We start from the raw sequence: 9,647 nt of genomic DNA, 5'->3' as shown, positions 1-9,647 counted from the left end.
TAGAGGAGTAAGCGATGGAAGCCAGGGCTCAGGCGCGGTTCGTCCGTGTCACGCCCCTCAAGGCCCGCCGCGTGGTGGACCTTATTCGCGGGCTGCCCGCTTCGGAGGCGCAGGCCGTGCTGCAGTTCGCTCCCCAGTCGGCGAGCGAGCCGATCTACAAGGTGCTCAGCAGCGCCATGGCGAACGCCGAGCACAACTTCAACCTCGACCCCAGCACGCTCGTCGTGAGCCGCGCCTGGGTCGACGAGGGCCCGACGCTGAAGCGGTTCCGCCCGCGTGCACAGGGTCGCGCCTATCGGATCAACAAGCGGACGAGCCACATCACCGTGATCGTGGAATCCCGCGAGCCGAAGGGAAGGACCCGATAGTGGGCCAGAAGGTTAACCCGCACGGGTTCCGCCTCGGCATCACGACCGACTTCAAGAGCCGGTGGTACGCCGACAAGCTGTACAAGTCGTACGTCGCCGAGGACGTGGCGATCCGTCGCATGCTGCAGAAGGGCATGGAGCGGGCCGGCATCTCCAAGGTCGAGATCGAGCGCACGACGGACCGCGTTCAGGTGGACATCCACACCGCGCGTCCCGGCATCGTGATCGGCCGCCGCGGCGCCGAGGCGGACCGTATCCGTGGCGACCTCGAGAAGCTGACCAAGAAGCAGGTCCAGCTCAACATCCTCGAGGTCAAGAACCCGGAGATCGACGCCCAGCTCGTCGCTCAGGGCGTCGCCGAGCAGCTGTCCAGCCGCGTCTCGTTCCGCCGCGCCATGCGCAAGGCGATGCAGTCGGCCATGAAGTCCGGCGCCAAGGGCATCCGTGTCCAGTGCGCCGGTCGTCTGGGCGGCGCCGAGATGTCGCGGTCGGAGTTCTACCGTGAGGGTCGTGTGCCGCTGCACACCCTTCGCGCGGACATCGACTACGGCTTCTACGAGGCCCGTACCACCTTCGGCCGTATCGGCGTGAAGGTCTGGATCTACAAGGGCGAGGCTCCGACCAGCCGCGCCGAGCGTGAGGCGGCCGCCGCCGGCGCTCGTGCCGGCCAGCGTCGCGAGCGTGACGACCGTCGCGGTGGCGGCGGCGACCGTCCGCGTCGTGGCGGCGGTGACCGTCCGCGTCGTGGTGGCGGTGGCCGTGGCGACCGCGCCCCCCGTACCGAGGCAGCTTCGCAGGCTGCCCCTGAGACCGGCCCGGCTGCGCAGCCGGGTGCTGAAGGGAGCTGACCATGCTGATCCCGCGCAGGGTCAAGCACCGCAAGCAGCACCGGCCTGACCGCAGCGGAGCCGCCAAGGGCGGCACCAGGGTCGTGTTCGGCGAGTTCGGCATTCAGGCTGTTGAGCACTCCTACGTGACCAACCGCCAGATCGAGTCCGCTCGTATCGCCATGACCCGTCACATCCGCCGTGGCGGCAAGGTGTGGATCAACATCTACCCCGACCGTCCCCTCACCAAGAAGCCCGCCGAGACCCGCATGGGTTCCGGTAAGGGTTCGCCGGAGTGGTGGATCGCCAACGTCAAGCCCGGACGCGTGATGTTCGAGCTGTCCGGCGTGGCGGAGTCGGTCGCGCGTGAGGCCCTCACCAGGGCGATCCACAAGCTGCCGATGAAGTGCAAGATCGTTAAGCGTGAAGTGGGTGAGGCGTGATGGCTAAGGGCCTGACCGCCGGCGAGCTGCGAGTGGAGGACCAGGACACTCTGGTCCAGAAGCTCAAGGAGGCCAAGGAGGAGCTGTTCAACCTCCGCTTCCAGGCAGCGACCGGTCAGTTGGAGAGCCACGGGCGGCTGCGCGCCGTCCGCCGCGAGATCGCCCGTATCTACACCGTGATGCGCGAGCGTGAGCTCGGCATCGTCACGGTCGAGAAGGAGACGAGCGATGGCTGAGACCGAGACCACCGAAACCACCGAGACGAACGACTCGCGGAACTTCCGCAAGGTCCGTGAGGGCCTGGTCGTCAGCGACAAGATGGACAAGACCGTCGTCGTCGCCGTCGAGGACCGCGTCAAGCACCGTCTGTACGGCAAGGTCATCCGCCGTACGACCAAGTACAAGGCGCACGACGAGGCCAACGCCTGTGGCGTCGGCGACCGCGTGCTGCTCATGGAGACCCGCCCCCTCTCCGCCACCAAGCGGTGGAGGGTCGTGGAGATCCTCGAGAAGGCCAAGTAAGCCTTCTCGGATATACCGCGCCTCGTGGGGGCCTCAGGGCCCCCATGACGGCGTCCAAGGACGCGAGGTCCTCCAGGGCCTCGCGTCGCCTGCGGTGCGGCCCCTGCGTGGACTGTGGCCGTGGGAACAAGACAACGACAGGTTCCGCCAGGCTCAGAAATGAGAACCGGCGCGACTAACAGGAGTTCAACGTGATCCAGCAGGAGTCGCGGCTCAAGGTCGCCGACAACACTGGTGCAAAGGAGATCCTTTGCATCCGTGTTCTCGGTGGCTCGGGCCGACGCTACGCCGGTATCGGCGACATCATCGTCGCCACTGTCAAGGACGCGCTGCCGGGCAGCACGGGCGTCAAGAAGGGCGACGTGGTCAAGGCCGTCGTCGTCCGCACGGTCAAGGAGCGCCGCCGGCCCGACGGCTCCTACATCCGCTTCGACGAGAACGCCGCCGTCATCATCAAGGACAGCGGTGACCCTCGTGGCACTCGTATCTTCGGCCCGGTCGGCCGCGAGCTGCGCGACAAGAAGTTCATGCGCATCATCTCGCTCGCCCCGGAGGTGCTGTAATGCCGAAGCTGCATGTGAAGAAGGGTGACCTGGTTCAGGTCATCGCCGGCAAGGACAAGGGTGTCAAGGGTCACGTCATCGCCACGTACCCGCGCGAGGACCGCGTGGTGATCGAGGGCGTCAACATGATCAAGAAGCACACCAAGGAGACCCACCAGGGTCCGCGCGGCGCCAAGACCGGCGGCGTGCAGACCATGGAGGGCCGCATCCACGTGTCCAACGTGAAGAAGCTCAAGGACGAGAAGCCCGCCGACAAGAAGGCCGACAAGGCCGAGGAGACGGGTGAGGACAGCTGATGACCGCCACGACCACTGAGACCGAGCGCCCGACGCCGCGACTCAAGACGAAGTACCGCGAGGAGATCGCGGCCCAGCTTCGCGAGCAGTTCGGCATCGAGAACGTCATGCAGATCCCGGCCCTGACCAAGATCAAGGTCAACATGGGTGTCGGTGAGGCGGCTCGCGACTCCAAGCTCATCGAAGGCGCCGTACGCGACCTCACCGTGATCACCGGTCAGAAGCCGGCCGTCGTCCGGGCGCGCAAGTCCATCGCGCAGTTCAAGCTGCGTGAGGGCATGCCGATCGGCGCGCACGTCACGCTGCGCGGCGACCGCATGTGGGAGTTCCTCGACCGCCTGCTGGCGCTCGCGCTGCCCCGTATCCGGGACTTCCGCGGCCTGTCGCCGAAGCAGTTCGACGGCAACGGCAACTACACGTTCGGTCTGACCGAGCAGGTCATGTTCCACGAGGTCGACCAGGACAAGGTCGACCGTCCGCGGGGCATGGACATCACGGTCGTGACCACCGCGACGAACGACGACCAGGGCCGGGCGCTGCTGAAGCTCCTCGGCTTCCCGTTCAAGGAGGCCTGATCCAATGGCGAAGAAGTCGCTGATCGCCAAGGCGGGGCGCAAGCAGAAGTTCGAGGTCAGGGCCTACACCCGGTGCTCGCGTTGCGGTCGTCCGCGCGCCGTGTACCGCAAGTTCGGCCTGTGCCGCGTGTGCTTCCGCGAGATGGCGCACCGGGGCGAGCTGCCCGGCATCACCAAGTCGAGCTGGTAGATACCCTGGGGGACGGCCCCGCGTCGTCCCCTGGGACCCATGTTCAGAAGAAGACAGGACGCTCCGCGTCCATGACCGCGCCGAAGGTCCACCGGCAGAGCGCTGCTTGGCCGACTGGAAACCGCGGCGAGGAAGGCCACTGGCCATGACGATGACCGACCCGATCGCAGACATGTTGACGCGTCTGCGTAACGCGAACTCGGCGTACCACGAGAGCGTGTCGATGCCGTATTCGAAGATCAAGGCGCATATCGCCGAGATCCTCCAGCAGGAGGGTTACATCCAGTCCTGGGCCGTCGAAGACGCCAAGGTTGGAAAGAACCTCGTGGTGGAGCTCAAGTTCGGGCCCACCCGTGAGCGTTCGCTCGCGGGCCTGCGCCGGGTTTCCAAGCCCGGTCTGCGGGTTTATGCAAAGAAGGACAACCTGCCTCGAGTCCTGGGCGGGCTGGGCGTCGCGATCATCTCGACGTCCGCCGGTCTCATGACTGACAAGCAGGCCGGCAAGCGTGGCGTGGGCGGCGAAGTCCTCGCCTACGTCTGGTAGAGGGGAGGAACACAGCATGTCGAGAATCGGACGGCTGCCCATCCCTGTGCCCAGTGGCGTAGACATCACGATCACCGGCCAGGATGTCCAGGTCAAGGGCCCGAAGGGCACGCTTTCTCACACGGTCGCGGACCCGATTTCGGTCGGTCGTGACGACGACGGCGCCATCGCCGTCTCCCGGCCCAACGACGAGAACAAGGTCCGTGCGCTGCACGGCCTGTCCCGGACGCTGATCGCCAACATGGTGCAGGGCGTCACCCAGGGGTACACCAAGGCCCTTGAGATCGTCGGCGTCGGTTACCGCGTCCAGGCCAAGGGCCCGACGCAGCTGGAGTTCTCGCTGGGCTTCAGCCACCCGGTCATCGTCGACGCCCCCGAGGGTGTCACCTTCCGCGTCGAGAAGCCGACCCTGTTCCACGTGGACGGCATCGACAAGCAGAAGGTCGGCGAGGTCGCGGCCAACATCCGCAAGTTGCGCAAGCCTGACCCGTACAAGGGCAAGGGCGTGCGTTACCAGGGCGAACAGATCCGCCGCAAGGTCGGAAAGGCTGGTAAGTAGGCATGGCTCCGAAGACTGCGTTCAGCAAGCACACGGCTGCCCGCACCGTCTCGCGGGCTCGCCGTCACCGCCGCGTCCGCAAGTTCGTCGTCGGTACGGCCGAGCGTCCGCGCCTGGTCGTCAACCGCTCGACCCGTCACATGTTCGTCCAGATCGTGGACGACTCCGTCGGCCACACGCTGGTCAGCGCGTCCACCATGGACGCCTCGCTGCGAACCCTTGAGGCCGACAAGACGGAGAAGGCCAAGAAGGTCGGCGAGCTCCTCGCTCAGCGGGCCAAGGAAGCCGGGATCACCAAGGTCGTCTTCGACCGCGGTGGCAACCGCTACGCCGGTCGCATCGCGGCTCTGGCGGACAGCGCCCGCGAAAGCGGGTTGGAATTCTGATGGCAACTGAGAAGAGGAACCACTGATGGCTGCAGCTCCGCGTCGCGGTGGCGGCACCGGTGGCGAGCGGCGGGACCGTCGTGACGATCGCCGCGGTGGCGCCGCCGACAAGGGCGTCTCGTACATCGAGCGCGTAGTGAAGATCAACCGAGTGGCCAAGGTCGTGAAGGGTGGTCGTCGCTTCAGCTTCACCGCCCTCGTCATCGTCGGTGACGGCAACGGCCTGGTCGGCGTCGGTTACGGCAAGGCCAAGGAAGTCCCCGCGGCCATCGCCAAGGGCGTCGAAGAGGCGAAGAAGCACTTCTTCAAGGTGCCTCGGATCCAGGGCACCATCCCGCACACCGTGCAGGGCGAGGAGGCGGCCGGTGTCGTCTTCCTGCGTCCGGCCTCGGCCGGTACCGGCGTCATCGCCGGTGGCCCGGTGCGCGCGGTCCTGGAGTGCGCCGGCATCCATGACGTGCTGTCCAAGTCGCTCGGCTCGGACAACCCGATCAACATCGTGCACGCCACGGTGGCGGCTCTGAAGGGCCTTTCGCGCCCCGAGGAGATCGCCGCCCGCCGTGGTCTGCCGATCGAGGACGTCGCCCCGGCCCGCATGCTCAAGGCTCAGCGCGAGGGCATCGCCGAGGCCGCGGCCGCGAAGGCGGTGAGCTAGTCATGGCACGCCTGAAGATCACTCAGGTTCGCTCGAAGATCGGTGGCAAGCAGAACCAGCGTGACTCGCTGCGTTCGCTTGGCCTGAAGCGAATCGGCGATGTCGTCGTCAAGGAGGACCGTCCCGAGATTCGCGGGATGGTGTCCGTGGTGACGCACCTCGTCGAGGTGGAAGAGGTCGACTAGTCATGACTGACAAGGCTCCGCTCAAGATTCACGACCTGCGTCCTGCTCCGGGTGCCAACAAGGCCAAGATCCGCAAGGGTCGCGGCGAGGCGTCCAAGGGCAAGACGGCCGGTCGCGGCACCAAGGGCAGCCACGCCCGTACCACGGTTCCCCTCGGCTTCGAGGGTGGCCAGGTGCCGCTGCAGAGGCGTCTGCCGAAGCTCAAGGGCTTCTCCAACGCGATGTTCAAGACGACCTACCAGGTCGTCAACCTGGACAGGCTCGGCGAGCTGTTCCCCGAGGGTGGCGACGTCACCGTCGAGGCCCTGGTGGCCAAGGGCGCCGTTCGCAAGAACCAGCTCGTGAAGGTGCTCGGCACCGGCGAGATCTCCGTCGCTGTGAACGTTACGGCTCACGCCTTCTCGTCCGCCGCGAAGGAGAAGATCGCCGCCGCCGGTGGTTCCGTTACCGAGCTGTAGCTCCGCTATGACGAGGCGTGGGGGTTCCGACAATGGGCCCCCACGCCCTTAGTGCGTTAGAGTTCGGCGAGGCGGCAGGATTCTGTCCGGCTCGTTTGACTGAGACTTGACATGGCAGATCCCCGCACCACCGCATACTCACATCGCCATAAAGGCGCGCAGGAGGGACCGTGCTGACCGCGTTTACCCGGGCGTTCCGGACACCGGACCTGCGCAAGAAGTTGCTCTTCACCCTGGGCATCATCGCGCTGTTCCGTCTCGGCTCGGTTCTTCCGACTCCGGGAGTTCACGTCCAGAACCTCGCGGCCTGTTTCGATCAGGCCCGTAACGGAGCCACCGGCAACATCTATGGGATGGTGCAGCTCTTCAGTGGTGGTGCGCTCCTGAAGCTGTCGGTGTTCGCGCTGGGCATTATGCCGTATATCACCGCGAGCATCATTCTCCAGCTGCTCGTCGTGGTGATTCCACGTCTTGAGGCTCTCAAGAAAGAAGGCCAGGCGGGTCAGGCCAAGATCACGCAGTATACGCGTTATCTGACCATCGGCCTCGGCATCCTCCAGTCGACCGCTTTCATCGCGCTCGCGCGTTCCGGTCAGCTGTTCCCGAACTGCCAGCAGGACGTCCTGCTCGACCCCGACAACATCTTCGGCATCGTCACGATGGTCATCATCATGACGGCCGGCACGTCGGTGATCATGTGGCTGGGTGAGCTCATCACCGACCGCGGCGTCGGCAACGGCATGTCCATCCTGATCTTCACGCAGGTCGTCGCGGTCTTCCCGTCCGAGCTGTCCAACATCTTCCGCGCGAACAAGTTCACCTTCTCGGTGGTCATGGTCGTCGGTGTCTTCATGATCGCGGCTGTGGTCTTCGTCGAGCAGGCGCAGCGCCGCATCCCGGTCCAGTACGCCAAGCGCATGGTGGGCCGCAGGATGTACGGCGGCACCTCGACGTACATCCCGCTCAAGGTCAACCAGGCCGGCATCATCCCGGTCATCTTCGCCTCGTCGCTGCTCTACCTGCCGCAGCTGCTGACCTCGCTCTTCCCGACCTCGAACAACGCGGTCGTCCAGTGGATCTCCCAGTACCTGGTCAGAGGCGACCACCCGGTCTACATGGCCACGTTCTTCCTGCTGATCGTCTTCTTCACGTACTTCTACGTGTCGATTACGTTCAACCCCGCTGAAGTCGCCGACAACATGAAGAAGTACGGTGGGTTCATTCCGGGCATCCGTCCCGGCCGTCCGACGGCTGAATACCTGAACTTCGTGCTCACCCGTCTGACCGCGCCTGGCGCGCTCTATCTGGGTCTGATCTCCATGATCCCGATCGTCGCGCTGGCGGTGGCCGGGGCTAGCCAGAACTTCCCGTTCGGAGGGACGAGCATTCTGATCATGGTTGGTGTCGGCCTGGACACGGTGAAGCAGATCGAGAGCCAGCTGCAGCAGCGTAACTACGAAGGTTTCCTGCGGTAGTGCGTCTCGTTCTCGTCGGGCCCCCCGGAGCGGGTAAGGGGACTCAGGCCCAGTACATCGCATCGAACCTGTCCATCCCGAAGATCTCGACAGGTGACATCTTCCGTGCCAACGTCTCCGGCGGCACGGACCTCGGCAAGCTGGCCAAAACCTACATGGACCGTGGCGATCTCGTGCCCGACGAGGTCACCATCGCCATGGTCCGCGACCGACTGTCCGAGGACGACGCGCAGGACGGGTTCCTGCTCGACGGCTTCCCGAGGAACGTCGCGCAGGCGGAGATCCTGCGCGACATGCTCAAGGACTGGGGTCTGGAGCTCGACCTGGTGCTGGAGCTGGTCGTGGACGACGACGAGGTCGTCCGGCGGCTGGCGGGGCGGCGTACGTGCAGTCAGTGCGGCCGCATCTGGCACGTGGAGTTCGACGACAAGAAGGACGACAAGTGCGACGCCTGCGGCGGCGCGCTGTTCCAGCGTGACGACGACAAGGAAGAGACCGTCAGGCACCGCCTGGAGGTCTACCAGGAGCAGACCGCGCCGCTGGTCTCGTACTACGTCGACGAGGACATCCTCGTGGGTGTAGACGCGACCGGGCCGGTCGAAGAGGTGACTCAGCGGGCAATGGAGGCGATCCGCCCGTTCCTGGGATGACGCCGGACACGATCTCCTGCGAAGGTGGCACGGATATCCGTGCCACCTTCCTTTTTTGTGTGCGGCTATTGTGGGGGAATTAGGGCTCCCACGAGGCCCGTTAGAACCCCCGGGGGGTGCCGAACAATGTTCAAGAGAAACCGACACGGAATCCAGATCAAGTCGCCCGAGCAGCTGGAGAAGATGCGGGCCGCCGGCCTGGTGGTCGGACGGACGCTCGATCTGCTGAGGCGTTCCGTCGAGCCGGGCATGACGCCGCTCGACCTCGACTCCATCGCCGAGAAGGCGATCCGGGACGAAGGCGCGATCCCGTCGTTCAAGGGTTACCAGGGTTTCCCGGCGACGATCTGCGCGTCCGTCAACGACGAGGTGGTGCACGGCATCCCCACGGACGCCCGCAAGCTGCGCGAGGGCGACGTCATCTCCATCGACTGCGGCGCGATCCTGGAGGGCTGGCACGGCGACTCCGCCGTCACGGTGCCGGTCGGCGAGGTCGACCCGAAGCTGACCGAGCTGATGCGGGTCACCGAGGAGGCCATGTGGCGCGGCATCGCCGCGCTGAAGATCGGCCGCCACCTGTCCGACATCGGCTACGAGGTCGAGCGCTACGTGAAGTCTCAGGGCCGCTTCGGCATCCCTCCGGAGTACGGCGGCCACGGCATCGGCACCGAGATGCACATGGACCCGTGGATCGCCAACCAGGGCAAGCCGGGCCGTGGCCCGCTGCTGGAGGAAGGCATGTGCCTGGCCATCGAGCCCATGGTGAACCTGGGCACCGAGCGCACGCGCGTGCTGTCCGACGACTGGACGGTGGTGACGATCGACGGGAAGGCGTCGGCACACTTCGAACACAGCGTCGCGGTGACACATAATGGACCTTGGGTGCTTACCGCCCTGGACGGCGGCGAAGAGCGCCTGCGTCACCTTCAGCTCTGACCCCCGGGAGTGGTG

General features: G+C 65.7%; 18 protein-coding genes. All 18 read left to right on the top strand.

What is annotated here, in order from left to right; genetic code table 11:
* Positions 1-14: 14 nt before the first annotated feature.
* The 18 genes from rplV to map all read left to right on the top strand — a co-directional run bounded on the left by rplV (position 15) and on the right by map (position 9,632).
* Entirely contained in the window at positions 15-368 is a 354-nt protein-coding gene (gene rplV / locus ABZ815_RS37285; RefSeq protein ID WP_080043235.1) for a 50S ribosomal protein L22, read from the top strand.
* Positions 368-1,216: a 30S ribosomal protein S3 gene (gene rpsC / locus ABZ815_RS37280; protein ID WP_355378612.1), complete on the top strand. Its 849-nt coding sequence runs from the start codon at positions 368-370 to the stop codon at positions 1,214-1,216. Before rplV ends, rpsC begins: the two co-directional genes overlap by 1 nt.
* A 2-nt stretch (positions 1,217-1,218) precedes the next feature.
* The gene (rplP, locus tag ABZ815_RS37275) at positions 1,219-1,638 is read left to right on the top strand and encodes a 50S ribosomal protein L16 (protein WP_125644673.1); all 420 of its coding nucleotides are present in this window, start codon (positions 1,219-1,221) and stop codon (positions 1,636-1,638) included.
* Positions 1,638-1,874 (top strand): 50S ribosomal protein L29, encoded by a 237-nt coding sequence (gene rpmC, locus ABZ815_RS37270; protein ID WP_080047279.1) that lies wholly within the window; start codon positions 1,638-1,640, stop codon positions 1,872-1,874. Before rplP ends, rpmC begins: the two co-directional genes overlap by 1 nt.
* Entirely contained in the window at positions 1,867-2,160 is a 294-nt protein-coding gene (gene rpsQ / locus ABZ815_RS37265) for a 30S ribosomal protein S17 (protein WP_357705910.1), read from the top strand. The genes rpmC and rpsQ overlap by 8 nt, the downstream gene beginning before the upstream one ends.
* A 191-nt stretch (positions 2,161-2,351) precedes the next feature.
* Positions 2,352-2,723: a 50S ribosomal protein L14 gene (gene rplN / locus ABZ815_RS37260; RefSeq protein ID WP_090769698.1), complete on the top strand. Its 372-nt coding sequence runs from the start codon at positions 2,352-2,354 to the stop codon at positions 2,721-2,723.
* An 8-nt stretch (positions 2,724-2,731) separates the two neighbouring features.
* Positions 2,732-3,019, top strand: coding sequence for a 50S ribosomal protein L24 (rplX, locus tag ABZ815_RS37255; protein WP_357705920.1), 288 nt, complete (start codon positions 2,732-2,734; stop codon positions 3,017-3,019).
* Positions 3,019-3,594: a 50S ribosomal protein L5 gene (gene rplE, locus ABZ815_RS37250; protein WP_357705909.1), complete on the top strand. Its 576-nt coding sequence runs from the start codon at positions 3,019-3,021 to the stop codon at positions 3,592-3,594. Before rplX ends, rplE begins: the two co-directional genes overlap by 1 nt.
* Before the next feature lie 4 nt (positions 3,595-3,598).
* Positions 3,599-3,784 carry a type Z 30S ribosomal protein S14 gene (locus ABZ815_RS37245; RefSeq protein WP_020542298.1) on the top strand — a complete coding sequence of 62 codons (186 nt, stop codon included), beginning with the start codon at positions 3,599-3,601 and terminating at the stop codon, positions 3,782-3,784.
* Positions 3,785-3,929: 145 nt separating this feature from the next.
* Positions 3,930-4,328, top strand: coding sequence for a 30S ribosomal protein S8 (gene rpsH, locus ABZ815_RS37240; protein WP_125644666.1), 399 nt, complete (start codon positions 3,930-3,932; stop codon positions 4,326-4,328).
* Between the two features lie 16 nt (positions 4,329-4,344).
* The gene (gene rplF / locus ABZ815_RS37235) at positions 4,345-4,887 is read left to right on the top strand and encodes a 50S ribosomal protein L6 (protein ID WP_125644665.1); all 543 of its coding nucleotides are present in this window, start codon (positions 4,345-4,347) and stop codon (positions 4,885-4,887) included.
* 2 nt (positions 4,888-4,889) lie between these two features.
* Positions 4,890-5,273 carry a 50S ribosomal protein L18 gene (gene rplR / locus ABZ815_RS37230; protein ID WP_357705908.1) on the top strand — a complete coding sequence of 128 codons (384 nt, stop codon included), beginning with the start codon at positions 4,890-4,892 and terminating at the stop codon, positions 5,271-5,273.
* Between the two features lie 25 nt (positions 5,274-5,298).
* A complete protein-coding gene (rpsE, locus tag ABZ815_RS37225; protein ID WP_357705907.1) occupies positions 5,299-5,928 on the top strand; it encodes a 30S ribosomal protein S5 in 630 nt (209 codons plus the stop codon).
* Between the two features lie 2 nt (positions 5,929-5,930).
* Positions 5,931-6,113 carry a 50S ribosomal protein L30 gene (rpmD, locus tag ABZ815_RS37220; protein WP_080043226.1) on the top strand — a complete coding sequence of 61 codons (183 nt, stop codon included), beginning with the start codon at positions 5,931-5,933 and terminating at the stop codon, positions 6,111-6,113.
* A 2-nt stretch (positions 6,114-6,115) separates the two neighbouring features.
* Positions 6,116-6,571: a 50S ribosomal protein L15 gene (rplO, locus tag ABZ815_RS37215; protein WP_357705906.1), complete on the top strand. Its 456-nt coding sequence runs from the start codon at positions 6,116-6,118 to the stop codon at positions 6,569-6,571.
* Positions 6,572-6,741: 170 nt separating this feature from the next.
* On the top strand, positions 6,742-8,046 hold the full coding sequence (gene secY, locus ABZ815_RS37210; RefSeq protein WP_357705905.1) for a preprotein translocase subunit SecY: 1,305 nt from the start codon (positions 6,742-6,744) through the stop codon (positions 8,044-8,046).
* Positions 8,046-8,696, top strand: a complete 651-nt coding sequence (locus ABZ815_RS37205) for an adenylate kinase (RefSeq protein WP_357705904.1) — start codon at positions 8,046-8,048, stop codon at positions 8,694-8,696. Before secY ends, ABZ815_RS37205 begins: the two co-directional genes overlap by 1 nt.
* 126 nt (positions 8,697-8,822) lie before the next feature.
* On the top strand, positions 8,823-9,632 hold the full coding sequence (gene map, locus ABZ815_RS37200; protein WP_357705903.1) for a type I methionyl aminopeptidase: 810 nt from the start codon (positions 8,823-8,825) through the stop codon (positions 9,630-9,632).
* Positions 9,633-9,647 lie beyond the last annotated feature (15 nt).

This window comes from Nonomuraea sp. NPDC047529 (assembly GCF_040642995.1).
In the GTDB taxonomy this organism is placed as follows: domain Bacteria; phylum Actinomycetota; class Actinomycetes; order Streptosporangiales; family Streptosporangiaceae; genus Nonomuraea.
Note: the sequence above shows the minus strand (reverse complement) of the source record. Positions and strands in the feature narration are given on the sequence as shown.

Excerpts from the sequence above, each read along its gene's own strand:
- rplV (WP_080043235.1), top strand. The coding sequence starts at position 15 with ATGGAAGCCAGGGCTCAGGCGCGGTTCGTCCGTGTCACGCCCCTCAAG.
- rplP (WP_125644673.1), top strand. The coding sequence starts at position 1,219 with ATGCTGATCCCGCGCAGGGTCAAGCACCGCAAGCAGCACCGGCCTGAC.
- rpmC (WP_080047279.1), top strand. The coding sequence starts at position 1,638 with ATGGCTAAGGGCCTGACCGCCGGCGAGCTGCGAGTGGAGGACCAGGAC.
- rpsQ (WP_357705910.1), top strand. The coding sequence starts at position 1,867 with ATGGCTGAGACCGAGACCACCGAAACCACCGAGACGAACGACTCGCGG.
- rplE (WP_357705909.1), top strand. The coding sequence starts at position 3,019 with ATGACCGCCACGACCACTGAGACCGAGCGCCCGACGCCGCGACTCAAG.
- ABZ815_RS37245 (WP_020542298.1), top strand. The coding sequence starts at position 3,599 with ATGGCGAAGAAGTCGCTGATCGCCAAGGCGGGGCGCAAGCAGAAGTTC.
- rpsH (WP_125644666.1), top strand. The coding sequence starts at position 3,930 with ATGACGATGACCGACCCGATCGCAGACATGTTGACGCGTCTGCGTAAC.
- rplF (WP_125644665.1), top strand. The coding sequence starts at position 4,345 with ATGTCGAGAATCGGACGGCTGCCCATCCCTGTGCCCAGTGGCGTAGAC.
- rplR (WP_357705908.1), top strand. The coding sequence starts at position 4,890 with ATGGCTCCGAAGACTGCGTTCAGCAAGCACACGGCTGCCCGCACCGTC.
- rpsE (WP_357705907.1), top strand. The coding sequence starts at position 5,299 with ATGGCTGCAGCTCCGCGTCGCGGTGGCGGCACCGGTGGCGAGCGGCGG.
- rpmD (WP_080043226.1), top strand. The coding sequence starts at position 5,931 with ATGGCACGCCTGAAGATCACTCAGGTTCGCTCGAAGATCGGTGGCAAG.
- rplO (WP_357705906.1), top strand. The coding sequence starts at position 6,116 with ATGACTGACAAGGCTCCGCTCAAGATTCACGACCTGCGTCCTGCTCCG.
- map (WP_357705903.1), top strand. The coding sequence starts at position 8,823 with ATGTTCAAGAGAAACCGACACGGAATCCAGATCAAGTCGCCCGAGCAG.